Consider the following 25,569-nt stretch of genomic DNA (forward strand, 5'->3'; position numbering starts at 1 on the left):
GCAACGCGGAGCACGACCAGGTGCGATCTCAGTACTGGTAGACGATGCCTACCTTCAACCCCTGATTCATATCGAACGCATCCGATTCCGAAAACTCACTCTCACCCTCGCCGGTAAAATCGCTGCGGGTGAGCCGGAACGCGTACGAAGCCGACATGAACAGGTTGTCAATGAACTCGTAGACAAACCCCAGCTCCGTGCCAAACCCGTAGCTAAAGGAGTCTGTTCCAAAAACATCTGCGCCGTTGCTAAACACCGAGACTGGCGCCACATCCACCTGGGCGGTGACGGCGAAGGCATCGATGATCACCGGTAGCACCAGGCGAGTGCCCACCACCAGCGAGATCACACTGGTAGAGGGGAGCATCGGGTTCTCCGTGGCGGTGAAGGCATCGTAACGAGCCCCCAGTTTAAAGCGCAGCTGACGGTTATTATTGTCCAGCGGCGAATCCAGGCGATAAATCGCGCCGCCCTCAATCACCATGCTCTGCAGGCTGACGCTCTCGGTGTTTTCCTGCCCGCTTTCATCGGTGGTGACAATGTTCAGGCCATCGAAACCGTGGCTGTAGTTGACGTAAACGCCGGCCGCCATCATCTCCGGATTGGTGCGACCGAAGGGGAAGGCCTCCACATCCAGCTCAAAGCCCGGGAACCCGGCGGATTTGTAGCTAAAGATGGCGCTTTCTCCGGCGACCATGAAATCTTTGCGGAACATTCGACCGTAGGCGCGCAGCCACAACCAATCCCGCGAGAGACGGTTGAGCAACGCCTCCTCTTCGGCGGCTGCGCGACGGCGCAGCGCCTCCGGGTCGCTCGGGTCGACCGGCTCCTCGAGCTGCGCCACCTCCGCCGGGGCAGCGGACTCCGAAGACGAGGCCTGGGCGGCGTCCGAAGTCGTCGGTTGAGCCGGAGAAGCCGGCTCTTCGACCGGCGTGGAAGGAGCGGCCTGAGCGGGAGCGGGCGAGCCACCAAGGCCCAGAAAACGCTCCAGCTCCGTGCGCACCACCCGGGCTCCGGTGCGATTCAGCCCCTGCTCGCTGCGGTCAATGGCGAACTGGTGAGCGACGGTTCCACTCTCGGCGGTGATGAACTGAGCGCGGTACTCAGCCTCGTCATACGCCACCATGTTGACGACAACCGCGATGCTGCCGCCGCGCATCACCCACATCATATCCGAGGAGCGGCCGGTGATCCCTTCGAGGCGAAACGCTCGCCCGCGCACCTGATTGGCAAACCACTCCTGGTCGCGCACATCCAGCCCGGCGATGTCGCGCAGTTCCATCAGCAGCGTGTCGGTCCCGCCTCCGGGGATCTCGGTCACTGTCACCCGTGGCGGCGCATCCTTGTCGTCTCTCCCCTGAGCGCTGACAGTGGTCGCCATCACCATGACGACCGCCCACGTCAAACACGCCAACACGACCTGCCACGATGTTCTTCTTCGGTGCTCGCTCTTCACTTCTCGACCCCGTCGCCCTGAATCCATCGGAGACGCCGCCGCGGCCGCCTCCTCATCTGATATCAACTAATGTCGTGTCCTGTGTTGCTCGACGTGGTCGCTGTGCCAGCGCCGGCCTCACGCTAAAAACGATCGATCTCGAACTCGTCCAGATCGAAATCATCCTCGGCCTGGGGAGCCCTCTCCCGGCCTTCAAAGCCCTGCCACTGACCGTCGCCACTGGTCGAACCAATACCACTGACGCGCAACGCAAAGTCGTCGGGATTACTCGACTGAATCAACGCCTCTTCGTAGGTGATGTAGCCGTTTTGAAGCAGCCACATCAACGACTGGTCGAAGCTCTGCATCCCATAGTTATCAAAGCCTTTGGCGATCTGCTCGGTAAGCGAGCGCGCGGTCGCCTCCTCCAGGATCATCTCCCGAATGCGGGCCGTCGAGAGCATCACCTCCACCGCCGGCACCCGGCCCTTGCCATCGGCCCGGGGGACCAGGCGTTGGGCGATGACCCCGCGGAAGAGGTTGGCAAACTGGTAGCGCGCCTGATCGCGCATATGCGGCGGAAACGCCGTGACGATACGGGTAACCGCCTCGGCCGCATCCACCGTATGCAAGGTCGACATGACCAGGTGACCGGTTTCGGCAGCCGTCATGGCGATCTCGATCGTCTCCAAGTCCCGCATCTCCCCCATCATGATGACGTCGGGGTCCTGACGCAGGGCCGCCTTGAGTGCGCGGGCAAACGAGTTGGTGTCGTTACCAATCTCACGCTGATTGATAATGCTGCGCTTATCCCGAATCAAAAACTCAATCGGATCTTCAATCGTAATGATATGAGAGGTTCGCGTCTGATTAATGGAGTCGACCATCGACGCCAGAGTCGTCGATTTACCGCTGCCCGTGGCGCCGGTGACCAGAATCAGCCCGCGCCGCTCCTCGGAGAGCGTGCGTACCGCCTCGGGTAGCAGGAGCTCATCGATCGAAGCGACTTTAAAGGGGATGACGCGAAAGACCATCCCGATGGAGCCGCGCTGCTGAAACACATTGACGCGAAAACGTCCCACCCCGGGCACCCCGTAGGAGAGGTCGATATCCAGCGTCTCCTGGAAATGCTCGCGCTGAAAACGCGCCATGATGTCGGAGGCCATCTTCCCGATCTCCTCGGGACTCAGCCGTCTGGCCTCGCGCAGCGGAAGCAGTGCCCCATCGATCCGGAAAATCGGTGGCAGGCCCGCCTTAATATGAATGTCACTCGCCCCACCTTTAACGGCGATTTGCAAGATCTTATTGAGGTCCTGGTTGCTACTCATCGCCCTTCCTGGTGATGCGGTCCGGGCCCCTTAGGGTGGGTCGGGGCGTGCCAGAATGCCGCCCGGCGGCCTGCCGCCGCGCGCGCTCTTCCGGCGCTATGGAGTGCGGGGAAACTCGGGCGATTGTGGCACGCCCTCGGGCTAAACTCAACCCGCCATCTGGCGGCCCCCCCGGGGCTACTCACCACAAAAAACGGCCCCCTTTTCAGGGGGCCGCCTGCGATGCTTCATCACCGAGCTTGCCTGTCAGGCGCCGGTCTCGGCATCCGCCTCAACCTGCGGCGCCGCCAATCCGAAGTGCTCGCGAATCTTGGCCTCGACCTCCGCCTCGACCGCGGGATTGTCGACCAGAAACTGCTTGGCGTTTTCTCGGCCCTGTCCCAGGCGATCATCGCCGTAGCTGTACCAGGAACCGGCCTTATCGATGACCCCGATCTCCGAGCCCAGGTCGACCAGGTCGCCCTGACGACTGATCCCCTGACCGTACATAATGTCGAACTCAGCCTCTTTAAAGGGCGGCGCGACCTTGTTCTTGACCACCTTCACCCGGGTGCGGTTACCGGTCAGGTCGGTCCCATCCTTAATCGCCCCGATGCGGCGAATGTCCATACGCACCGACGAGTAGAACTTCAGCGCGTTCCCGCCCGTGGTGGTCTCCGGGTTGCCAAACATCACCCCGATCTTCATACGAATCTGGTTAATGAAGATCACGCAGGTGCGCGACTTGGCGATCGTCCCGGTCAACTTACGCAGCGCCTGGCTCATCAAGCGAGCCTGCAGGCCCATGTGAGAGTCGCCCATCTCCCCCTCGATCTCGGCGCGGGGAGTCAGCGCGGCGACCGAGTCGACCACCAGCAGATCGATGGCGTTGGAGCGCACCAGCATGTCGACAATCTCAAGCGCCTGTTCACCGGTATCGGGCTGGCTGACCAGGAGCTCCTCAATGTTCACGCCCAGGGCCTGCGCATACTTCACATCCAGGGCGTGTTCCGCATCGATGAACGCCGCCACACCACCGGCGCGTTGCGCGGCCGCCAGCGCGTGCAGCGTCAGCGTCGTCTTACCCGAAGACTCCGGCCCGTAGATCTCCACCACGCGACCGCGCGGGTAGCCACCCACGCCCAGCGCGATATCCAGCGAGATCGAGCCGGTGGGGATCGGGTTCTCCACGCGCACCAGGGTATCGTCGGTCCCCAGGCGCATGATCGAGCCCTTGCCAAACTGCTTCTCAATCGCTTTGACCGTCAGGTCCAGAGCTTTCTCTTTGTTGTTCTTATCGTTCGACATGATCTCTATCTCCCAGGCATGTTCCCCGGCCTTGATGGCCGGCGAGGATCTCGTAGTGTGTGAAGCTCTCGCAGGGTCGGGCTTGTCGGCTGCTCGACTACTATACAGGTGTATAGCCACGCAAAAAGCTCCCGTCAACTGTCTTAGCGGCTCGCCATACGATCATAAATAGACCTCACAGGCACCCCGGGCCGCTCATCTATTATCGCGAGCCGCGACACGATCTTTCCCCCAGCCCCAAAAAAATCGGGCGCGCCCGAAAGCGCGCCCGTCACACAGGCTCCCCACGTCGCCCCACCGACTCAGCTCAGTCGTACGGAGTTGCGGCCGAAGAGGCGCTCGATCGCCATCAGAAGCCCGTCGGTAGGACGGGTCGCAAAATCTGCCGGCAACACCATCTCGGCCTGCCCCGTGCCCTGGGAGGTTTCTTTCTTAAAGATAAGCGTCGTGCGGCAATGCCCGGAGTGGGCGGCCAGCACCTTCTGCAGTTCTCGGAGCTGTCCGTTGGAAACCTGCTCCACGCCGATCTCGACCAACACCTGGCGGACCTTGGCCTCGCGTTCGGACTCCAGCGTGCTGGCCGATTCCAGACGGATGCGTCGGGTACGGTTCTCCGGATCGCCCTCCTCCTGGATCTGCCCCTTGAGCAAGAGCGGCTCCCCGCTCTTAATCACTTCCTCGGCCTCGGCATAGCTGGAGCTAAACGCGATGACCTCGATCTCACCGGTCTTGTCTTCAATGGTGATGAAGCCCATGCGCCCATCGCCGCTCTTTAAGGGCACCTCGCGCATCGCGCTGACCACCCCGGCCACCGCCACATCGGCGCGGTTTCGCAACGAGCTGTTGGTCATCAGCTCATGGGTGGTCGACGCGCCGTAGAGCCCCAGCTCACTCTCAAAGCGATCCAGGGGATGACCGGTCACGTAGAAGCCCAGCAGCGACTTCTCATGCTCCAGCAGCTCGCGATCGTTCCAGGGCAGACACTCCGGGTAGCTGTCGTCGAGCACCTCCTCGCGCGCATCCTGGGCCATCATGCCAAAGAGACTCGACTGCCCCACCGCCTTATCGTGCTGCGCCTTCTGCCCGCGCTCCACCGCCGTCTCGATCGCCGCAAAGATCGAGGCCCGGGTCGCGCAGATCTCCCCGATGTAGCTCTCTTTGATGGGCGGCCCGACGGAGTCGAACGCCCCACATTTGACCAGCGCTTCGATGGTGCGCTTGTTGATCTTTTTCAGATCCACGCGCCCGCAAAAGTCATACAGGCTCTCAAAGGGACCGCCGGTGGTGCGCTCCTCCAGGATCACCTCGATCACTCCGGCGCCCACCCCCTTGATCGCCGCCAGACCAAAGCGAATTTTCTGTTCGACAACACTGAAATCGAGCAGGGACTCGTTGACATCGGGCGGCATCACCTCAATGCCTAAGCCCTTGGCCTCGTTAATGAAACGCACAATCTTGTCGGTATTGTCGCGGTCGCTGGTCATCAGCGCCGCCATAAACTCCACCTGGAAGTGCGTCTTTAAGTATGCCGTCTGATAGGTGATCAGGCCGTAGGCCGCCGAGTGCGACTTGTTGAAGCCGTAGCCCGCAAAATAGGCCATCAGGTCGAAGATGTCGGAGGCCTTCTGCTCCTCGATCTCCAACTCCAGGGCCCCGGCCACAAAGATCTCTTTTTGCTGCGCCATCACCTCGGGCTTTTTCTTGCCCATCGCGCGGCGTAGCAGGTCGGCGCCGCCCAGCGAATACCCGGCCATCACCTGAGCGGTCTTCATGACCTGCTCCTGGTAGACCATGACCCCGTAGGTGGGCTTGAGCACGTCTTCGAGCCAGGGGTGCGGGTACTCGACCTTCTTGCGGCCGTGCTTGCGATCGATGAAGTCATCGACCATGCCGCTGCCCAGCGGCCCCGGCCGGTAGAGCGCCACCGCGGCGATGATGTCCTCAAAGCAGTTGGGCTTGAGCTTCTTCAAAAGCTCCTGGAAGCCCGAGGATTCCAGCTGGAAGACCCCGGTGGTGTTCCCGGCCGAGATCAGTCGGAAGACCTCCGGATCATCAAGCGGGATGGCGTTGAGATCGAAGCGCTCCTCTCCCCGGGCGTCGCGCTGCTGATTGATCAGCTTCACCGCATCCTGGAGCACCGTAAGCGTCTTGAGCCCCAGGAAGTCGAACTTGACCAGCCCGGCCTCTTCCACCTCGTTTTTGGCATACTGGGTGACCAGTTCGCCGTTGGCCCCGCGGCAGATAGGCACAAAATCCCACAGCGGCGTCTCCGAGATCACGATCCCGGCGGCGTGCATCCCGGCCTGGCGGTTGAGGTTTTCCAGCGAGAGCGCGATGTCAAAGAGCGTGTCCACGCGCTCCTCTTCTTCGCACATATCGCGCAGGCGCTTCTCCTGATCCAGGGCCTCCTGAAGCGAGATCCCCAGTACGTCGGGCACCAGCTTGGCCAGGCGGTCGGTCTCGCCATAGCTGAAGTTGAGCGCGCGTCCCACATCCTTGATGGCCGCCCGGGCCTTGAGCTGACCGTAGGTCACGATCTGACCCACGTTATGGTAGCCGTACTTCTCGGTCACATAGTCAATGACCTCCCCGCGGCGGTTCATGCAGAAGTCGATGTCGAAGTCCGGCATCGAGACGCGCTCCGGGTTCAAGAAGCGCTCAAAGAGCAGGTCGTAGGGCATCGGATCGATGTCGGTGATGCGCATCGCGTACGCCACCAGACTCCCGGCCCCGGAACCGCGTCCGGGCCCCACCGGGATATCCTGCTCGTGAGACCAGTTGATGAAGTCCCACACGATCAAAAAGTAGCCCGGGAAGTCCATCTGGCAGATGATCCCGATCTCGACCTCCAGGCGCTCCCGGTACTCCTGGCGGTCGTAGGCCACGTCCAGCGCCTCGAACTCCGCAAAGCGCTCGTCCAGCCCGACACGGGCCACGTGCTTGAAGTACTCGTGGATGATCCCGCGGGCATCGGCGTCAACGTGGGCGTCGCGAAAGTCCTGCGGCACGTCGTACTGGGGCAGAAACACCGCCCCCAGCGGGATCTCCAGGTCGCACATCTCGGCGATGCGCACCGTGTTTTCGCAGGCCCGGGGGATGTCGGCAAAGGCCTCGTACATCTCCTCGGCGCTGCGCACGTAGAGCTGATCGACGCCGTGCTCCATGATGCGATCGATGTCGACATTCTTGCCCAGCTGAATGCACATCAACACCGCGTGCGCCCGGGCATCTTCCCGCGCCAGGTAATGGCAATCGTTGGTGGCCACCAGCTCAATGTCGAGTTCGCGGCCGATCTCGACCATTGCCTGGGTGCATTTGCGCTGCTCCGGAAGCGCGTTGTCCATCACCTCCAGATAAAAACGCTCCTTGCCGAAGACCTCTCGATACCGCGCGGCCAGCGCTTTGGCCGCGTCCATATCCCCGCGGAGGATATGCTGGTTGATCTCCCCGCCCAGGTCGCCGGAGAGGCAGATGATGCCCTCGTTACGCTCGGCCAGCAGCTCAAAGTCGATGCGCGGCGCCCCGGTACGCGGGTGCTGGCCGTTCAGCCAGCCCATCGAGTTGAGGTACATCAGGTTTTTGTAGCCGGTGAGGTTCTGCGCGAGCAGCGTCAGGTGGTAGCTCTTGGGCTCCTTCGACTCCTCGTAGGGATGCGAGGTCATGTACATCTCGCAGCCAATGATCGACTTGACCCCGGCCTTGGCCGCGGCCTTCTGAAAGTCCACCGCCCCGTACATATTGCCGTGGTCGGTCATGGCGACCGCGCCCATGCCCAGCTCTTTGATGCGGCTCATCAACCGGGGAATGCGAATCGCCCCGTCAAGGAGGCTGTACTGGGTGTGGACGTGCAGATGAACGAACTCAGACATCGGGAAAACCTGGAGCAAAACAGTTCAGCGGACAACGCGTTGCGCCTCATTTCAGCGCCGCGGCGGATGATACTCTCCGGGCCCGACCAGCGTAAAGGAGCCCGGAGAAGATCGTCGGCGCCCCGGACGGCGCCCCTCCCACAAAAAAAGACGATCGAGCCTGCGCTCGATCGCCTCCAGTGCCCCACCCCGGCCCCCCAGGCACGGCCTTACTCGGCGGCTCGCGCCTCGCTGTGCGTATCCTCCCCTTTGAGCTTCTCGGCCAGGAGATCGCGGGCGATGTCCATGAAGTCGCGCTCGGTGATGATCCCCACCAACTTCTCCCCATCGATCACCGGGAGACACGAGATGCGCTGCTCGCCCATGATCCGAATCGCATCCAGGGTGAGGGTATCAGGAGATACCGTGATGACGTTGCGCTCCATGATCTGACTCACCGGCACCGGGTCCTCATCGCGCAGCGCACCGCTGCCGAGCAGACGCATCATTGTCCGCCGGGTAACCAGCCCCACCAGCCGATGTTCGTTATCTTCGACCGGCACGTGACGCAGGTGCTGCCAGTCCATCACGCTGGCCACCAGGTCGATGAGCTCCCCTTCGTTCACCGTGATCAGATCGGTGGTCATGTACTGCGAGACCTTCAGGTAGTTATCGCGCCAGCTGGTCCGCTCCTCGGCCGAGGCCAGCGGCCAGGTGTGCACCGGCTCATTGGCCTCCTGACGCCGCACCGTGGCCGCGGTCAACGCGCTGAGCTTCTCGCTGGCCGCCAGGTTCGTCCCCAGCCCGGTGTAGGACTGCAAAAGCCAGGTCGCGCCGGTGCGCCGGGTGCGCACCCGCTCCTCAATGATGCCCATGTAACGATCGACGTCCTGCTGGCGGATGCCGTGGCGCTGCAGCGCCTCACGGGAGAGGGGCAGCAGCGTCGACTCAATGATCTCGCGCACCGTGCCGGAGTTTCCATCGAGCCAGGTCATCGGCGCGTCCAGCCCATGGCGAGCCGCGGCAAAGAAGTTATGCCGGGCGTCATCAAAGGACATCTTCTCGCGCATGTCGCCGTAGGCGTCGATCACGCCGGCCATCATGCCGAACCAGAACGCCGCGTTGGCCACCTCGTCGGCCGGCGTAGGGCCGGCGGGGAGCACCCGGTTCTCGATGCGCAGGTGCGGCTTACCCTCGCTGATCCCGTAACAGGGGCGATTCCAGCGGTAGACCGTACCGTTGTGCAGGCAGAGCGCCTTGAGCCCGGGGACGCGCCCGGCGGCGAGTGCCTCAAAGGGGTCCTCATCCAGCTCGGTGGCGAAGAGCAGGCGGAAACGGGCGATATCCTCGCGAAAGATCTCCAACACCGAGTCATCGATCCACTGCGTACCGAAGGTCACCCGGGGATTTAAGTCGCGCATATGATGGCGCGTGGGTCGGGTGTCGATCGACTGCTCCAGGAGCGCGATGCGGGTCTCATGCCAGAGCCGCTTCCCAAAGAGGAGCGGGCTATTGGCCGCCAGCGCCGTGACCGGCGCGGCCACCACCTGCGAGACGTTGTAGAGGCGCGCGAACTCCTCGGGCCCCACCTGAAAATGCACCTGAAAGGAGGTGTTGCAGGCCTCGAGCATCACCGAGTCGTGTTTGACGATAAACTCGTCCTGCCCCTTGATGTAAAACTCGTAATCGCCTCCACGCAGGCGGCTGAGCGCATCGTTGAGGATGCGATAGCGGGGGTTGGGCGTCATCATCTCCAGCCCCAGGTCATGCTTCTGGAGCGTGGGCAAAATGCCCGAGAGCGCCACATGCCCCTTCTGCTCAGAGACCACCTGGCGGACCTTGTCGACAAGCTCCACGATGTCGTCTTCCATCCGGCCCAGACAGTCGCCGCCAAAGACCCGGGGCTCCAGGTTGAACTCCAGGTTGAACTGGGCCAACTCCGTGGTAAAGCGCCCGTCGTTGAGGCGCTCCAGCGCCTGCATGGCCAGGGGCGCCGGCCGATACGAGCTGTCGAGTAGGAAGAGTTCCTGCTCGGCACCGATGCGACGTACACCGCTCTCGATCATGCCCTCATCGAGCATCTTCTCCAGCGCTCGTACATCTCCCAACAAGCGACGCATGAAATGGCGCAACTGCTCGCCATCGACCATGCCTGTAACGTCGTGTTCACCCATCCGACGATCTCCACGCAGTCTACGTTTGTTCTTCTGGAACGATCAGCGTAGACGACACCTTCCCCCCTTTCCAAGGAGGAAGGATGCAAGAGAGCCAGATTTCTAAGGAAATCGCGATTTTTGCCCCCCAAACGATAAAAGAATGACGCAGTGCGCTATCCTCAGCGCCCGGCGGCCTCGGCGACCATCCGGCGCAGGTCATCCTCGGAGTGCAGTCCGGCGCTGACCCGGTGCACCGCGCCTTCGGGATCGACCACCACCAGGGTGGGAATGGCGCCAACCTTGTAGCGCGCCCGCGCCTGGCCGTCGTCGAGGAGCGTGGTCAGCGTCAGCCCGAACTGATTCATGAACCCGGCCACCAGGGGCTCGCGCCCCTCGTCCGGGTCGTCGGTATTGACCGAGACAATGGCCGCCCCCAGCTCCGGGTCGTTGGCCATGTTCTGCAATGCCGGCATCTGCTCGCGGCAGGGGGGGCACCAGGTCGCCCAGAAATCGATCAGCACCACCTGCCCCCGGAACTCCTCCAGGCCCACGATCTCCCCGCTGCCGATATGCGGCAAATCGAGCGTCGGCGCGAGTTCCCCGGCCTTAAGCCCTTTGCTCGGGCCATAGAGGTTCCAGACGTTGACCGCCAGCAGCGTCACCACCACCAGCGCGATGAGCGTGCCGGTGGCCATGCCCTTTTTATCGATGGACGGCGGATGTTCTGACGAGGTCGCGGCCTCAACCGACGACGGCGACGGGGAAGGGTTCTCATTCACCGGGGATCCTGCGGGGCAGAAGGCGATGGGGCTTTATGGGCCGGCACCACCTGCTTGAGCGCGTCAAAACGCGCGTTGGGCGTGGTGTAGTAGCGCTCGGTCCCCTTTTTGAGGATGGCGATATTATCTTCGTGCCACAGCGACACATAGGGGAGTTCGCGGGCCAGAATCTGCTGCACCTCCGCGTAAATCGCTCGTCGCCGCGCCGGGTCGGTCTCCCGATCGCCGGCCTCCAGCAGCGTATCGACACGCGCGTTACGGTAGGCGCCCCGGTTGGCCCCGGCGGCGCGATTCTCGGCCGAGGGGATGTTCTCCGAGTGAAAGATCCAGCGGTAGAGGCTGGGCTCCATCACCGAGGGCCACTGCAACGTGGTGATCGCGAAGTTGCGGCTGCGAATGTCGTGAAAAAAGGTACCCCACTCATAGGCACGCACGGTCACCTTAATGCCCACCTCCCCCAGCTGCTGCGAGATCAGCTCTGCCATGGAGCGCCGAAACTTGCTGGCCGAGACTTTGAAATCGAGTTCAAAGCGCACCCCGTCGGCGCCCGGCGGATATCCGGCCTCTTCGAGCAACTCCCGGGCGCGTTGCGGATCAAACGCAAAGCGCGCCACCTCGCCCTCATACGCCCAGTGATCCGGGGCGAGCATGCCGGTGGAGAGGCGCGCACTGCCGCGAAACTTGTGTTCAATGATGGACTCGCGATCGATGGCGTGCGCGATGGCCTGGCGAACCTTGAGGTCCTGGAGGACCTCATGCTCCAGGTTGAACGCCAGGTAGGTGTATTTAAACGAAGGGGTACTCAAAATCTCCAGACGATCGGACTTCTCGACCACCGGTAGCATCAACGGCGCGACGGCGTTCTGCACCACGTCGGCGGTGTTCCCCAGCAGGGCGAGCAGGCGCGCGTTGTCGTCGCGCACCACCTTAAAGACCAGGCGATCGATGTCGGGGCGCCCGTCGTAGTACCCGGCGAAGGCGCGCAGCTCCACGCGCAGGTCGCCCTCCTGGGAGACAAAGGCAAAGGGCCCGGCGCCCACCGGGTCGCCCTCGCACTCTTTATGCCCGGCGCACTTATGCCGAGGGACGATGCCCAGGGCCATGTCGCTGATGAAGGGGGCGTGGGGCTCTTTGAGCGTGATGATAAAGCGGCGCTCATCGAGCACCTCAAAGGTATCAATGCGACGGGTAAGCCCGGCAAAAGGTGAGCGCACCAGCTCGCTGTCGAGCTCCATGTAGGTGTACTCGACATCGGCCGATGTCACGGGCATGCCGTCATGAAAATAGATGTCGTCGCGCAGCTCCACCTCGTAGCGCACTGGCGAGGTCTGCTCGATGGTGCGGGCCAGCCGCAACTCCCGGGCCCCGTCGGCGGTGTCCACCGAGACCAGCCCGGCGTGGAGCAGGCCCACAATTTTTGCGCTGGAGTCGCTGGTGGCAAAGCGCGGATCAAGCCCCTTGGGAGAGGCGTCGAGCAACACCACGAAGGCGGCGCCTTGATCTGACTCCTGGGAGCAGGACGAGCAGCCGGTGGTGCCGATGCCCGCCAGCACAAGCGCGCAGGTCAGAAGCATCAGCCACCGAAAAGGAGACCGGGTGTGGAGCATAGGAGGCGAAACTCGTGGCAGAACCGGAGCGGGGAGAAGCGTCCCTGGGCAGGGCTCGCGCCCCGAAGATACGCGGCCTCAAAATAGGGGTCAAACCCCGCCGACACGCTCCGCCTCGGGCTGACGGGTGGCGCCAAAGGCCCAGGCCGAGACCAGGAGCGCCGAGAGCCCCAGAAAGGTCAGCACCGATCCCAGCGCAAAGTTCAGCGCCAGATAAGGCGCGATGGTCGCCAGCAGGAAGTTTGCTCCGAAGCTCACCCGCAGCCCTCGCCGCAGTCGCGCCACGCGGTCGGAGCCTACCCAGCCCACCAGGCGCGCGATCTCCAGCGCCAGCTTCCCGAGCACCCCGAGCACGATCGCCGTTCCCACCGCGATGAGCGTATAGCGCACCACCAGCTCCCCGGTGCTTCCCAGCTCCTCCGATGCCCAGGCCGGTGTGGCCACCATCATGCTCCCGACCAGCCCCAAGAGAGCCGCCCCCCGGCGAAGTGAGGGTCCGCAGAGCCCTCGTGCTCGTCGTCGTTTTCTCATGACACTACCCTCACCACACTGCGTTGAAGCATGCGCCACCGGGGCGCTCCCACCCACATCTTCTTCAAATGTCGTGCCACGGCGTATCCAGGGCAACGTTACGCCTTGCACACCCCGGCCTGGCGGGCGCAGCGGAGTAGGCCTTGACCACAACCGGCAAAAGGCCTTCACACCGGGTTGGATGGCGACATGCGCCGGTGCATCGCCCGCGCGCGCCTTCGCCCGCCACCGGACACGCCCGGGCATACCCCGAACGGGGCGTCGAGGGGGTCCAAAGACGTTCGCGAACGCCTGGCAGGGGGGGTCGAGGGGGTCAAAAGACGTTCGCGAACGCCTGGCAGGGGGCGTCGAGGGGGTCAAAAGACGTTCGCGAACGCCTGGCCGAGGGGGTCGAGGGGGTCCAAAGACGTTCGCGAACGCCTGGCAGGGGGGGCGAGGGGGTCCAAAGACGTTCGCGAACGCTTTACTGAGGAGGGACGAGGGGTGTGCGGGAACTTACGAGCCCTCGGCCGGCTCGGAGGCCGCCCCTTCTTCCTCTTCGGCCTGCGCGCTCTGCGGGTCGAATTTCACCGAGCCCAGGCGCGCATCCAACTCGCCAAAGAACTCCTCGATATTGCGGGCGTTCTGCCCGAAATCCCCCTTGCCCACCCGCGACGCGCTGCGCACATGGACCTGGGTCACAAACTCGGTCACCGGCTCCACGCGAATGGTGATGTCATCGACAAAACCCAGACGAGTGCGGCGCTCGGCGACGATCTGCCGCTGCGCGCGATCTTCTTCGACCAGGGTCCAGCGCTCCAGCGCCTCCACGCTGGCCGCCGACTCGTGCAGGATGCGCTCGGGCTCGGTGGAGTAATAGCCCGGTTGAATCTCCGGGTACTCCGCGGTCTGTCCGGTCTCCACCACATTGATCATCGGCCACATGCAGGCGCTGACCAACATCAGGAGCACCAGGAGTCCGGCCACCGAACCTACCGTAAGATAAAGGCGTCGTTTCATGTCGCGTCCGATACTACAGTCATTACTTCTTCAAAGGTCGTGAGACCCTGGGCTAATTTTTTAATGGCGCATTCTCGAAGAGACATCATGCCGTTGGCGCGGGCGGCCTTGCGGATCTCCGGGGCGCTGGCGCGCCGGGCGATCAGCTGTCGCACGGACTCATCGACCGACAACAACTCGAAGATCGCGGTGCGACCGTAGTACCCGGTGCCCCGGCACTTCACGCATCCCTGACCGTACCACATCGGCAACGTCGTCTGACTTCGGGGGGGAAGTTTGATCTGGAGGAGTTCGACTTGCTCGGCGCTGAGTTCGCCGCGGACCTTGCAGCGCGGGCAGATCGTGCGCAGCAGACGCTGGGCCATCACCCCCACCATGGTCGAGGCCATCAAGAAGGGCTCCACATCCATGTCGATCAACCGGCTCACCGCCGAGGGGGTGTCGTTGGTGTGCAGGGTCGACAGGACCATATGGCCGGTGAGCGCGGCCTGGGTGGCCATCGCCGCGGTCGCCGCATCGCGGATCTCGCCGACCATGATGATGTCCGGGTCCTGGCGCAAAATGGTGCGCAGCGCAGTCGAGAAGTCGACGTCGATGCGCCGCTGCACCAACACCTGGTTGAACTCCTCGTAGACCATCTCAATGGGGTCTTCGACCGTGGTGATGTTGACGTCCGGGCCGGCCAGCTCGCGCAGCGTGGAGTAGAGGGTGGTGGTTTTGCCGCTGCCGGTGGGGCCGGTGACCAAGATCAGGCCGTGGGGGCGGTTGATGAAGTCGCGCCAGCGCACCAGATCGTCGTGGTAGAAGCCAATATGATCCAGGCTCTGGATCAGCGCCTGCGGGTCAAACACGCGAATGACCGCCTTCTCGCCAAAGGCCACCGGCAGCGTGGAGACACGCAGCTCGATCTCTCGCCCTCCCCGCTCGGTCTTGATGCGCCCGTCCTGCGGACGGCGCTTCTCGGCGATATCCATGCGCGCGAGCATCTTGACCCGGCTGATCAGCGCGGCGTGAATCGCGCGCGGAAACTCGTAGACACCGTGCAACACGCCGTCGATGCGCAGGCGCACCACGGTACGATCGCGCTTGGGCTCCAGGTGAATGTCGCTGGCCCGCTGATCAAAGGCGTAGTGCAGCAGGTACTCCACGGCGTTGACGATGGGGCGGTCGGTGGCCTCGATGTCGCCCACATCCTTGAGGCGAATGAGCTGCTCGAGGTTGCCCAGGTCCATGCCGATGGAGAGCTCTTCCTGAGCGGCCGAGATCGAGGAGCGCAGCCCGTAGACCTCGGTCACAATGCGCAGGATGTCGCTCTTGGGGCTGACCACAATGCTGAGTTCGCCCGGGATCAACGTGTGCAGCTCGTGCAAAAGCTGGCGATCGTAGGGGTTATCGACCGCGATCACCGTGCGACCGTCCTCTCGCCGCAGCGCCACACAGCTGTGACGTTGGGCGAAGGGGCGGCTCATCGTGCGGGCAATGAGCTCCATGTCGAGCTCCAGCGGGTCGGGCTTCTCAAAGGGAAGGCCGGCGTCGCTGGCGAGCGCAGCCATGATCGCGTCTTCGTCGAGCAGGTCGCCTCCGGGCTGGCGAAACTCCAGGCGCGCGATGACCTCGGCCGGCGTCACCTTGTAGCCGGCACGCCGCCGCCCACCGTGGCCGGCCTTTTCTTTGAGCAGCGCCTGGCGCAGGGCGCCCTCCTGCTCCACGGCCCGCTGCGCCTGCTCTCGGGAGAGCAGCCCCTGCCCCAGCAGCGCGTGGGCCAGGTGGCGTACTGAATAGTCGACGAATGAAGTGGGTCCGACCATGGAGTGAAGTCCGGTGCTCGCGCAATCTCGCCAGTGACCAAGGAGCGCTGGAAGACGCTCGGGCGCCATCCTATGATGAAGCACCCGGGGGAGCAAAAATCCTCCCGCCCGCGGGCACTTTCCGCCTCCATCCCCTCTCCACAGAAGATCGCCTGTGTCCCTTCGCCCCGCGCCATTGCTGCTTCTGATGCTGGCCACGCTCCTGCCGGCCTGCCCCACCCCGCTGCTCGAATCGCCGCCGGGCGATGACGCCTCGCCATTATGCGAGGCCGCCGATCTGGACCCGGGCCCGGGCTACTCCCGCCGACTTACCCACCAGGAGTACGTCTGGACGGTGGGCGATGTGCTCGGCGTGGACCTGAGCCCCTGGCAGGAGAGCCTGCCGCGGGAGTCCTACGTCAGCGGGTTCAAAAACACCGCCTGGGGCCTGCTGGCGACCGGGCGGCACGTGGAGGTCTACGCGCACCTGGCCCGGGTAGCGGCCCAGGCCCTGGCCCCGGACCACCCCTGGTTGGTGGCGCTGGAGACCTGCGCGGAGAGCACGCCCCGCTGCCAGCAGGACTTTGTTCGTCAGGCGGCCTATCGCCTCTTCCGGCGCCCGGCCACCAGCGCGGAGGTGCAGCGCTTTGCCGAGCTCTTTGCCAGCGAGGAGAGCGCGCCCGCGGGCGCGCGCCTGGTGATCGAGGCCCTGCTGCAGGCCCCCCAGTTTCTGTACCGCCTCGAAAGCGATCGCCTCGACACCGGCCTTCCCCGGGCCGCGATGTACAAGCCCGAGCAGCTGGAGGGCCCCCTGCCGCCGGAGGGCAAAGAATCCCGGGTACAACTTCAGCCGGGCACCTACCGCGCCCGGGTGCAGCTGGCCAATGACGCCCCCTACCCTCAACACGCGCAGCTGGCTCTGGGAGACACCCGCACCACCGCGACTCTCGAACCCTTTCGGGTGGGTCACCTCGCGCTGAGCTTCGATGCCACGCAGAGCGAGACGCGCCCCCTGCGCCTGGAGGCCCGCGCCTTGCACCGGCCCCCGGGCGCGACGGTGGCCCCGCGCGTGCTCCAGGTCGAGGTGCTCGGCCCGCTGCGCGCCGAGGTCGATCCCGGGGATGACCTCGCCTACCGGGTGCGCCGGCTCTCGGGCTACGAGATGGCCAGTCGCCTCTCCTACTTCATCTGGCACTCCGCCCCCGACGCCGCGCTCCTCGACGCTGCCGCCGACGGCGAACTCGAGAGCGCCGCCGGCCTACAGGCCGCGGCGCGCCGGATGCTCGCCGACCCCAAAGCCCGCCGGGCGTTTAAGAGCTACCTGGCCGAGTGGTTGCACCTGGATGTCCTGACCACCGTGGAGCGAAGCCCCGAGACCTTCCCCGACTTCTCCGCCCATCTCATCGACGACATGCGCCGGGAGATTGAGCACTTCGCGCAGGCCATCGCCTTTGATGGCGCCGCCGACTGGCTCACGGTCTTCGATGCCCGCTTTAGTTTTCTGACCCCGCGCCTGGCGACCTACTACGGAGTCGCGGCGCCGAGCGACCCCGCGCAACCCTACGCCTGGGCTCCCGAGAGCCCCCGTGGCGGGCTCCTGACCCAGGGCGCGCTGCTGACGGCGACGACCAGCAACGACACCACCTCCCCGGTCAAACGCGGCATCTTCGTGCGGGAGCGCTTTCTGTGTGAGTCGGTGCCCCCGCCGGCCTCCAACGCCGTGATGCAGGCCGCCCCCGACACCGAAGGCCTGAGCACCCGGGAGCGACTGCGCCGTCATAGCGAGAGCCCCTCGTGCAACTTCTGCCACCGACGGGTCGACCCGATAGGCTTTGGGCTGGAGGCCTTCGACGCCACCGGGCGCTATCGCACCCTCGACGACACCGGGCATCCGGTCGACACCACCGGCGCCATCACGCGCAGCCCCTATGAGCGCGACACCCTGCATTTTGAGGGCGCACGCCAGCTCGGTGAACTCCTGGCCACCAGCGAAGACGCCGAGCGCTGCATGGTGGAACAGATGTACCAGTACGCGCTGGGCCGCCCGGCCGCCGAGATCGATCGCTGTACCCTGGAGGCGATCATCGCCGAGGCGCGCGCCGGGGGGCGCTCCTACACCGACATCATCGTGGCGATCGTCACCAGCGAGGCCTTTCGCAGCGTTCGCCAGCACCACTATTCGGGAGAGCAACCGTGAGCCGAGACAAGACCATGACTCGCCGCGCCTTTTTGCGCGGCGCCGGCACCCTGGCGATCGGGCTGCCCTTTATCGCCGCGCTGGGCGGCGACGCCCTCACCGGTCACCGGCTCCTGCGGGCCACCGAGGCCGCCACGCCGCAGGCCCCCCGGCGGCTGATCACCTTCTTTTTTGCCAACGGCTGCCCTCCCGAACTCTGGTTACCGGAGCACGCCGGGCCGCTCACCGAGCTCTCCGGCGTGCTCGCCCCGCTCCACCGGGTGCGCCACCGCCTGGCGTTGATCTCGGGGCTGAGCGACCCGGCCGGCAAAGAAGGCTCCGGCGACGATCACAGCCGGGGCAGCGGCGCGTTTGCCGTGGGCGCCTCCAATCCCTTTTTGGAACACGACCGGGTCGACCACACCGGCAAACGCTACGCCAACTCCGCCGGCGGCCCCTCCCTGGAGCAGGTCGCCCTGCAGCGCCTGCGCCCCGACACCCGGCTCCCCTCGCTGGAGCTGGGCGTGATGCGCGGCGCGCCCAACACGCGCACCTACCACATCAAGTCCTGGCGCGGCATCAACCAGCCCAACCCGCCGATTCTCAACCCGCTGGACACCTTTCACCACCTCTTCGGTCACGATGACCGGGGCAACCTCCCCGGCGCGCGCCAGCAGAGCATCCTGGACACGGTGCTGCCCGAATACCACCGCGTGATCAGCCCACGCTACGGCCTCGATCCCTTGAGCCGCACCCAGATCGCCGACCACCTGGAGCAGCTCCGCCAGCTGGAGCGCCGTGCCCAACGCCACGATGAAGCGATGCGCGCCCAGTGCCGCCGGCCCGATCAACCCGCCTCGTACGCCGACACCCGCTACTCCGAATACGCCGAGGTCTTTCGACTCCAGGCCGACCTGCTGGCCACCGCGTTGCGCTGCGACTTCACCCGCTTTGCCAGCGTGATGCTGGGCGCCGGCGGCGAAGATCTCTTTTTGCCCGGCACTCAGGCCGCCCACCACGAGCTGGGCCACCGCTACAACGCCCGCCCCGACAACGATTTCGCCACCTACACCCTCTTCCAGATGACGATGCTCGCCGAGCTTTTGGAACGCCTGGACGATCCGAGCTTCGTGGAGGCCAACGGACACACCCTGCTCGAGAACTCCGTGGTGCTGGTGGGCACCGAACTCTCCAACCCGGCCACCCACAACCACGATGAGATGTTCTACATGGTGGCCGGCGGCTCCTTTGCCGCGCGCACCGGCTATCACCACCGCGTGAGCGACGGAAGGCGTCGCGCAGTCAACGACCTCTACACCGCCTGCCTGGGCGCGGTGGGCGTGGAGACGCGTACCTTCGGCGATGCCCGTCACTGCACCGAGCCGCTCAATCTGAGCTGAAGCGGCCCCGAGGCGAAGATTTGGGCGGCGCTCCCGGGTGGCTAATTTTAAGGGTGTTCGCCCGCTTTTAAGTCTCAACGCTGCCCCCGAGGCCGCCATGACGCATCTGCACGAGCACCATCACGACCACGGACACCATCATGAGCCGGGCTGTGGCCACACCGCCATTCAGCACGAGGATCACGTCGACTACCTGCACAACGGGCATCTCCACCACCCCGAGGAAGGCGACATGGTCGAGGAGCACCGCATCGAGGTGACCGACATCAACCCCCAGCGCTGCACCCCCTACCACCGCTGCGGCGCCCACCCTCCCGATCACGTACACGGGCCGGGCTGTGGCCATGAACCGGTGCCCCACGGCGATCATATCGACTACCTGGTCGACGGCCACCTGCACCACCCCCACGGCGATCACTGCGATAACCACGGCCCCATCGAGGTGGTCGAATCCGGCGAGTAGCCTATTTGCGAATGGCCCGGGCCTGCAGGGGGTCTTCGGGCCAGGGGTGTTTGGCGTAGCGCGCGCGCAGCTCTTTGCGCACCTGGGGGTAGGTGCGCTCCCAGAAGCCGGCCAGATCGTCGGTCACCTGCTGCGGCCGATAGTTGGGCGCCAGCAGGTGCAACAGCACCGCGACCTGCCCGCGAGCCAGGCGCGGGGAGTCGAGCCAGCCAAACACCTCCTGAATGCGCACCGCCAGCACCGGCGGCCCCTCCAGCCGGTACTCCAGGCGAATCTGGCTCCCCGAAGGCACCTCCAGACGAGGGGGGAGTTCCTCGTCGAGCAGGCGGCGCTGCTCCCGATTTAAGTACGCCGAGAGCTGCGCCCCCAGGTTCATGGCACGCAACTGCCCCAGAGAGCGCTTCCCCCAGCAGACCTGCTCCCAGATGGGCTGCGCCGGGTCCCCCCGGCGCGCATCGAGCATCAGTCGAGGAAAGTCCGCATCCGGGAACCACCGCCGCGCACACTCCCAGCGGAGCAAAAACTGGGCGTCATCGGTGCCCAGACCAAAGGCCGCCACCACGTCGTCCAGCGCGTGGTTCAGCAGGCAGGTCGTGACCTCGGCAGCATCGGCATGCCTGTCAACGGAGGCCACCTGACGCTCCAGCGCGATCCCGTCGAAGCGCCGCTGGCGCTCGGCCATCACCCGTTCACGCTCGCTATCAAAGGCCACCACCACGCGTTCATCAAAACGCCGGGGATAAACGTCTTCGAGCCACGCCATCTCCACCTGACTGGCCATCCGAATGAGCCCCCGGCTGGCCACGCCGCCCACAGCGTCTCGGGCCCGGGTGCGGCCGCCGATCGAGGCGGCCACCACCACCTCGGCGTCACGCACCACGCTCTCGCGCGCCAGCGCCAGCGCCTCTCCTCCCACCATCACAAAACGCGCCGCGCCATCTTCGCGCCGAAACGCGATGCGATCGGGAAAGGCCACCAGAAGCGTCTTCAGGAGGTCTACTGCATCGCCGGTATCCGGGCGGCGGGCGCCGATGGTCTTGAGAAGTTGATCGCGCACCTGAGCCACCCGTCGCGCCCCACCCTGATGCACTCCCAGCCCCAGTCGCCGCGCGGCCTGACCACTGCCGCGGGCCGCATCCTCCAGCAACTCCGCCCGGATCAGCACGTCGCTGCGGCCGGCCGGGGCGTCGGACGCCACCGACGTGACAAAATCACGCTCCGAGAGAATCGCCGCCATCGCGCAGGTCTGGGCCGCGCACCCTCGGCGTTCGCCCTCGATCAACATGCGGCCCAGGCGAGGGTGCAGCGGAAGGTCGAGCAGACGGCGCCCCACGTCCGTCGTGCGAAAGTCGTCGGGCTCCAGCGCGCCGAGTTGACGCAAGAGTTCCACCGCCTGGGCAAGCGCCGGCGCGGGCGGCGACTCAAACCACCCGAACTCCCCGGGGTCCGCGCCACTCCAGGCCACCACCTCCTGCACCACCGGCGATAACTCCACGCGCTGAAGCTCAGCATCGTCATACGCGGCCATCCGGTGTTCAAACGCACGCGTCCACAAACGCAGCGCGCGCCCGGCCCGCACGCGCCCGGCCCGGCCGGCGCGCTGATTAGCCGAGGCCAGGCTCACATGCTCCAGCACCAGCTCATTGAGCCCACTGGCCGGCGAGCTGCGCATGGTGCGCACCTGCCCCGAATCGATGACCAGCGTGACCCCCTCGATGGTCAGCGAGGTCTCGGCGATGTTGGTCGAGACGATGATGCGCCGACCGCCCCCCGGAGCCAGCGCCCGATCCTGCTCCTCATTGGAAAGCGCCGAATAAAGCGGATAACAGGCCACGCCCTCGGCCGGTGCCCAACGCTCGAGCGCCGAGAGGCAACGGTGAATCTCGGCTCGTCCGGGCAAAAAGATCAGGATGTCGCCGCCATCATCATCAGCCCCGCCGACATAGCGGCGCGCGGCGCGGGCAGCTTCATACTCCAGGCGCTCCTCCGGCGGCTGCGCCAGGTACTCCACCTCCACCGGAAAGGTCCGCCCCAGACTTTTGACCACCGGTACGTCGAGAAACTCCGCGATCGGCGCGGTGGCGATGGTGGCCGACATCACCACCACCTTGAGATCATCGCGCACCTGCTGAACCTCGCGCAGAAACGCGATCGCCAGGTCGCTATGCACGCTGCGCTCATGAAACTCATCGAGGATCACCAGGCCCACATCGTCGAGCAGCGGATCGCGCTGCAGCCAGCGGGTCAGGATGCCCTCGGTGATCACCAGCAGTTTCGTGTCGGGACCGGCGCGTCGGTCAAAGCGCACCTGGTAGCCGACCTCCTCGCCAAGGCGCACACCACGCTCCCGGGCGATGCGGCCCGCGGTGGCGCGCGCGGCCACGCGCCGTGGCTCGAGCATCACCACCTGCCGGCCGCCGGCCAGACCGGCATCGAGCAGCGCCGGCGGCACACGGGTACTTTTGCCGGCACCGGGCGGCGCTTCAATCACCACGCCGCAGTGGGCTCGAAGCGCCCCGACAATCTCGGGGAGCACCTCATCAATAGGCAAACGACTCATGCCTTCCTAGCGTGATGATTTAAGGTACTCGAGAAACTCGCTCTCGGTGGTGAGCATCAACACCGAATCTTCACCGAGCACGTCTTCGTAGCTCTCCATCGTCCGCAAGAAACGATAGAACTCCGGATCGACGTCGTAGGCTTCGGCGTAAATCGCGGCGGCCTGCGCGTCGGCGCGACCACGGATTTCTTCGGCCTGACGAAACGCCTCGGACTCAATACGTTTGAGCTCACGCTCCTTTTCCCCGCTGATCCGCGCGGCCTCCCCCTGGCCCTGCGAGCGGAACTTCTCGGCGATGCGGTAGCGCTCGGCGATCATGCGCTCGTAGACGCGCTTTTGCACATCTTCGTTGTAATTGATGCGCTTGAAACGCACGTCCAGGATTTCGACGCCCAGGTCAGTAGCCAGCTCGGCCGCCTGGCTCAACACATCGGCCATGATCTTGCTGCGGCCATGTTCGATCGCGGCCAGCCCGGCCTGCAGGTCGTCTTCGTCCTGTTGCAGGTCCTCATCGACCAGGGGCACCCGATTGGTCGAACGTACCAGCTCAATCAGATCGTGGTTAGCGACCGCATCTCGAGTGGCGCCGTCGATGATGTCGTCGAGGCGCGAGCGGGCCCCGCGCTCATCACGCACCCGCTGATAGAAACGCAGCGGGTCGACAATCCGCCAACGCGCATAGGTATCCACCCAGACAAAACGCTTGTCGCGAGTGGGCACCTGATTGCGGTTGCCATTCCACTCGAGAAAACGCTTCTCAAAGCGATGCGCGCTCTGAATGAAGGGGGTCTTAAAGTAGAGCCCGGGCTCGGTGTAGGCCTGCCCCACCGGCTTTCCGAACTGAGTGATGACCACCTGTTCATTCTCATCGACCACCAGCGTGGCGTTGCTGGCAAGGATGAAAGCCAGAATGATCCCCGCCCACACAAAGGAGCGCTTCCAGCTACCTTTCATCGCTGACCTCCCTGTGCCGCCATCGGCGCGAGCCCCGGACCATTCACGTCCCCGAGCTGCATCACGGGCATGGTGTTGGTGGCCTCCGAATCGAGAATCACCTTGCGGCGAATCTTAGGAAGCACCTGCCCCATGGTTTCCAGATAGATGCGCTGCCGCGTGATCTCGGGGGCTTTGGCGTACTCGGCGTAGAGGCTCCGGAAACGGGCTACCTCGCCCTTTGCGCGGTTGATACGATCGAGTTCGTACCCCTCGGCCTGCTGCACCAGCTGCTCAGAACGGCCCCGCGCCCGCGGTATCTCCGCGTTGTAGTCGCGGCGCGCCTCGTTGATCATGCGCTCCATTTCCTGCTGAGCCTGGTTCACCTGATTAAACGAGGGCTTCACCGGATCGGGAGGCGTCACGTCCTGAAGGATGACCTGGCCGATAGCGATGCCCATCTCGTATCGGTTACACAACTCCTGGAGCCGTGCTTGAACCGAGGTCGCAAGCTCGGTGCGACCGGCGGTGAGGACCTCGTTAACGGTGCGGTCGCCCACAAACTCGCGCATGACCGCCTGAGACATGTAGCGCAGGGTGTGCTCCACATCGCGCACACGAAAGAGATAGAGGTAAGGGTCGCTGATGCGATACTGCACCGTCCACTCCACGTCGACGACGTTGAGATCACCGGTGAGCATCAGCGACTCGTCCTCATGCTCGCTATCGCTGTAGCGGGTGGTTTCTCCCACCCGTACGGTGCGAAAGCCAAACTCCTCTTTGCGCTGCTCCTCAACCGGCACCTCGTAGACCTTTTCGATCCCGAGCGGCGCCTTAAAGTGCAGGCCGGGGCCTACCGAGCGCGAGAGTTTCCCCATGCGCAGCACCACGCCGACGCTGTTGGCATCGACCTGGAACATGGAGCTTCCCACAAGCACCAGCGCCACGATGCCCAGCGCAACCATTCCCGGAAGGCCCTTACCGAGGGGCCCGGCAGGCAACTTGAATCGACTCAGGTCCATCGGTCAGGCCTCCGCTTCGAGTTGAATTGCGCTGAGCCTATCACACTTAGAGCCCCGGGAAGAGCGGACGGAACCAGGGAATGGCTCCGAGGATCAGCAGCAGCCCAACCGTAAAGAAGATCGCGCTGCGCTTATGCTTCGCCGCATCATTGTCGGCTTTTTTGGCCATGATCGAGCCGACCTGAACCACCACCACGGCCACGATCATCAAAAAGATGTGTTCGACGACAAAGAATCGAATGCTGCGCTCTCCCATGGCGGTGGCCATGTCGGCGAAGCCGGAGCGTACCACCGGACTGAGCCCGTAGAGCACCAGCCCGAGCAAAAGCTGAGTGTGCAGCGAGGCGACCAGGACCACCGAGCGCAGGCGGTCACCTTTGGTCCAGGCGCGTTTGGAGATCACGCCCTGCCAGGCACCAGCGATGGCGGCAAACGCCGCCATGAGCACGACCCAGCGCAATACGTTATGAATCGCAACGAGAACTTCTACCATCACCAGACTCCTTGGGCCGCAAGAGGGGCCGCTTGTTTCGGGGACAACCAGGCGGCGGCACTCTAACGGGGGGCGATCGCGGCGGCAAGGAGAGCCATCAGCCCAGGACATAGTGCCGCAGGCCCTCCAGGTCTCGCACGGTCAGCGCGCCGCGCGAGCGGGCAATCAATCCGGCGCGCTCCAAGAGCGTAAGAGCGCGACGGGTACGTTCGCGCTCTAGCCCGGCGAGCGAAGCGAGCTGGGCGGTGGAAAGCGCCGGGGCGCGGCGGAGATTTTCGGTCTGGTGCTCCCCATATCGCTCCACGATCTCCAGGATGACCTGTCCCAGACGTGTACTGGCCGAGGAGCGCAAGAGCGGAGCCAGGGGTACGCGCAGCTCCTGGCGGTTAAAGATGGATCCCGACACCACCGCCCGCTCCCTCAAGATCGGCTCTACGATATCTCGAAGCTCATCGCGCTCCATGACCACAATGGTGGTCTCCTGGTGGGCACGGGCCTCTGGAATCACTTCTTGGCTTTCGCCAGAAAATGGCGCGAAAGCGTCGCCGCGGCCCAGGCGCAGCTCGCGCCCCACCATCACCCGACCGCTCAGGACCACGATGAGCTCGTCGTGCTCGCCCTCCAGATGAATGCGCGCCGCGTGGCCCCAGCGTTCCACGCGGCCCCGCTCACGCAGTTCGCGAAAGGCGGCCTCGGCCTGCTGACCGGTGATCAGCCCCCGAAACCTCCAGATATTGGCTCTCGATTCTTGCTCTACCACTGCGC

At 64.6% G+C, this 25,569-nt stretch carries 18 protein-coding genes; 3 read left to right on the forward strand and 15 right to left on the reverse strand.

Annotated features, from left to right (window positions below):
- Positions 1-28 precede the first annotated feature (28 nt).
- The 10 genes from DL240_RS01415 to DL240_RS01460 form a co-directional block, all read right to left on the reverse strand.
- Positions 29-1,387 carry a hypothetical protein gene (locus DL240_RS01415; protein ID WP_146618036.1) on the reverse strand — a complete coding sequence of 453 codons (1,359 nt, stop codon included), beginning with the start codon at positions 1,385-1,387 and terminating at the stop codon, positions 29-31.
- 191 nt (positions 1,388-1,578) lie between these two features.
- On the reverse strand, positions 1,579-2,763 hold the full coding sequence (locus DL240_RS01420) for a type IV pilus twitching motility protein PilT (protein ID WP_111728068.1): 1,185 nt from the start codon (positions 2,761-2,763) through the stop codon (positions 1,579-1,581).
- 246 nt (positions 2,764-3,009) lie between these two features.
- Complete coding sequence (gene recA / locus DL240_RS01425; protein WP_111728069.1) at positions 3,010-4,050, reverse strand: recombinase RecA; 1,041 nt, start codon at positions 4,048-4,050, stop codon at positions 3,010-3,012.
- 302 nt (positions 4,051-4,352) lie between these two features.
- A complete protein-coding gene (gene dnaE, locus DL240_RS01430) occupies positions 4,353-7,919 on the reverse strand; it encodes a DNA polymerase III subunit alpha (RefSeq protein ID WP_111728704.1) in 3,567 nt (1,188 codons plus the stop codon).
- A 209-nt stretch (positions 7,920-8,128) separates the two neighbouring features.
- Positions 8,129-10,072 (reverse strand): CBS domain-containing protein, encoded by a 1,944-nt coding sequence (locus tag DL240_RS01435; RefSeq protein WP_111728070.1) that lies wholly within the window; start codon positions 10,070-10,072, stop codon positions 8,129-8,131.
- Between the two features lie 161 nt (positions 10,073-10,233).
- Complete coding sequence (locus DL240_RS01440) at positions 10,234-10,833, reverse strand: TlpA family protein disulfide reductase (RefSeq protein ID WP_146618037.1); 600 nt, start codon at positions 10,831-10,833, stop codon at positions 10,234-10,236.
- Positions 10,830-12,440: an ABC transporter substrate-binding protein gene (locus DL240_RS01445; RefSeq protein WP_111728072.1), complete on the reverse strand. Its 1,611-nt coding sequence runs from the start codon at positions 12,438-12,440 to the stop codon at positions 10,830-10,832. The genes DL240_RS01440 and DL240_RS01445 overlap by 4 nt, the downstream gene beginning before the upstream one ends.
- A gap of 90 nt (positions 12,441-12,530) precedes the next feature.
- Positions 12,531-12,971: a hypothetical protein gene (locus DL240_RS01450; RefSeq protein ID WP_158542274.1), complete on the reverse strand. Its 441-nt coding sequence runs from the start codon at positions 12,969-12,971 to the stop codon at positions 12,531-12,533.
- Between the two features lie 495 nt (positions 12,972-13,466).
- The gene (locus DL240_RS01455; protein ID WP_111728074.1) at positions 13,467-13,970 is read right to left on the reverse strand and encodes a DUF1499 domain-containing protein; all 504 of its coding nucleotides are present in this window, start codon (positions 13,968-13,970) and stop codon (positions 13,467-13,469) included.
- On the reverse strand, positions 13,967-15,778 hold the full coding sequence (locus tag DL240_RS01460; protein WP_111728075.1) for a GspE/PulE family protein: 1,812 nt from the start codon (positions 15,776-15,778) through the stop codon (positions 13,967-13,969). The genes DL240_RS01455 and DL240_RS01460 overlap by 4 nt, the downstream gene beginning before the upstream one ends.
- A gap of 154 nt (positions 15,779-15,932) precedes the next feature.
- Here DL240_RS01460 and DL240_RS01465 point away from each other — a divergent pair, with 154 nt between their 5' ends.
- The 3 genes from DL240_RS01465 to DL240_RS01475 all read left to right on the forward strand — a co-directional run bounded on the left by DL240_RS01465 (position 15,933) and on the right by DL240_RS01475 (position 19,796).
- Positions 15,933-17,954, forward strand: coding sequence for a DUF1592 domain-containing protein (locus tag DL240_RS01465; RefSeq protein WP_146618039.1), 2,022 nt, complete (start codon positions 15,933-15,935; stop codon positions 17,952-17,954).
- Positions 17,951-19,333, forward strand: coding sequence for a DUF1552 domain-containing protein (locus DL240_RS01470; RefSeq protein WP_111728077.1), 1,383 nt, complete (start codon positions 17,951-17,953; stop codon positions 19,331-19,333). The genes DL240_RS01465 and DL240_RS01470 overlap by 4 nt, the downstream gene beginning before the upstream one ends.
- Before the next feature lie 97 nt (positions 19,334-19,430).
- The gene (locus tag DL240_RS01475; RefSeq protein WP_111728078.1) at positions 19,431-19,796 is read left to right on the forward strand and encodes a hypothetical protein; all 366 of its coding nucleotides are present in this window, start codon (positions 19,431-19,433) and stop codon (positions 19,794-19,796) included.
- Between the two features lies 1 nt (position 19,797).
- On the opposite strand, the gene hrpB is transcribed toward DL240_RS01475, so the two are convergent.
- The 5 genes from hrpB to DL240_RS01500 form a co-directional block, all read right to left on the reverse strand.
- Positions 19,798-22,356 (reverse strand): ATP-dependent helicase HrpB, encoded by a 2,559-nt coding sequence (hrpB, locus tag DL240_RS01480; RefSeq protein WP_111728079.1) that lies wholly within the window; start codon positions 22,354-22,356, stop codon positions 19,798-19,800.
- 6 nt (positions 22,357-22,362) lie between these two features.
- Positions 22,363-23,310 carry a protease modulator HflC gene (gene hflC, locus DL240_RS01485; protein ID WP_111728080.1) on the reverse strand — a complete coding sequence of 316 codons (948 nt, stop codon included), beginning with the start codon at positions 23,308-23,310 and terminating at the stop codon, positions 22,363-22,365.
- A complete protein-coding gene (gene hflK, locus DL240_RS01490) occupies positions 23,307-24,311 on the reverse strand; it encodes an FtsH protease activity modulator HflK (RefSeq protein ID WP_111728081.1) in 1,005 nt (334 codons plus the stop codon). The genes hflC and hflK overlap by 4 nt, the downstream gene beginning before the upstream one ends.
- Positions 24,312-24,357: 46 nt before the next feature.
- Complete coding sequence (locus DL240_RS01495) at positions 24,358-24,804, reverse strand: hypothetical protein (RefSeq protein WP_111728082.1); 447 nt, start codon at positions 24,802-24,804, stop codon at positions 24,358-24,360.
- Positions 24,805-24,901: 97 nt separating this feature from the next.
- The gene (locus DL240_RS01500; protein WP_158542275.1) at positions 24,902-25,564 is read right to left on the reverse strand and encodes a Crp/Fnr family transcriptional regulator; all 663 of its coding nucleotides are present in this window, start codon (positions 25,562-25,564) and stop codon (positions 24,902-24,904) included.
- Positions 25,565-25,569 lie beyond the last annotated feature (5 nt).

The organism is Lujinxingia litoralis (genome assembly GCF_003260125.1).
GTDB lineage: Bacteria > Myxococcota_A > Bradymonadia > Bradymonadales > Bradymonadaceae > Lujinxingia > Lujinxingia litoralis.

What these genes read in the sequence shown, in the direction of transcription:
- DL240_RS01415 (WP_146618036.1), bottom strand. Translation starts at nt 1,387, where the DNA reads ATGGTGATGGCGACCACTGTCAGCGCTCAGGGGAGAGACGACAAGGAT.
- DL240_RS01420 (WP_111728068.1), bottom strand. Translation starts at nt 2,763, where the DNA reads ATGAGTAGCAACCAGGACCTCAATAAGATCTTGCAAATCGCCGTTAAA.
- recA (WP_111728069.1), bottom strand. Translation starts at nt 4,050, where the DNA reads ATGTCGAACGATAAGAACAACAAAGAGAAAGCTCTGGACCTGACGGTC.
- dnaE (WP_111728704.1), bottom strand. Translation starts at nt 7,919, where the DNA reads ATGTCTGAGTTCGTTCATCTGCACGTCCACACCCAGTACAGCCTCCTT.
- DL240_RS01435 (WP_111728070.1), bottom strand. Translation starts at nt 10,072, where the DNA reads ATGGGTGAACACGACGTTACAGGCATGGTCGATGGCGAGCAGTTGCGC.
- DL240_RS01445 (WP_111728072.1), bottom strand. Translation starts at nt 12,440, where the DNA reads ATGCTCCACACCCGGTCTCCTTTTCGGTGGCTGATGCTTCTGACCTGC.
- DL240_RS01450 (WP_158542274.1), bottom strand. Translation starts at nt 12,971, where the DNA reads ATGAGAAAACGACGACGAGCACGAGGGCTCTGCGGACCCTCACTTCGC.
- DL240_RS01455 (WP_111728074.1), bottom strand. Translation starts at nt 13,970, where the DNA reads ATGAAACGACGCCTTTATCTTACGGTAGGTTCGGTGGCCGGACTCCTG.
- DL240_RS01460 (WP_111728075.1), bottom strand. Translation starts at nt 15,778, where the DNA reads ATGGTCGGACCCACTTCATTCGTCGACTATTCAGTACGCCACCTGGCC.
- DL240_RS01475 (WP_111728078.1), top strand. Translation starts at nt 19,431, where the DNA reads ATGACGCATCTGCACGAGCACCATCACGACCACGGACACCATCATGAG.
- hrpB (WP_111728079.1), bottom strand. Translation starts at nt 22,356, where the DNA reads ATGAGTCGTTTGCCTATTGATGAGGTGCTCCCCGAGATTGTCGGGGCG.
- hflC (WP_111728080.1), bottom strand. Translation starts at nt 23,310, where the DNA reads ATGAAAGGTAGCTGGAAGCGCTCCTTTGTGTGGGCGGGGATCATTCTG.
- hflK (WP_111728081.1), bottom strand. Translation starts at nt 24,311, where the DNA reads ATGGACCTGAGTCGATTCAAGTTGCCTGCCGGGCCCCTCGGTAAGGGC.
- DL240_RS01495 (WP_111728082.1), bottom strand. Translation starts at nt 24,804, where the DNA reads ATGGTAGAAGTTCTCGTTGCGATTCATAACGTATTGCGCTGGGTCGTG.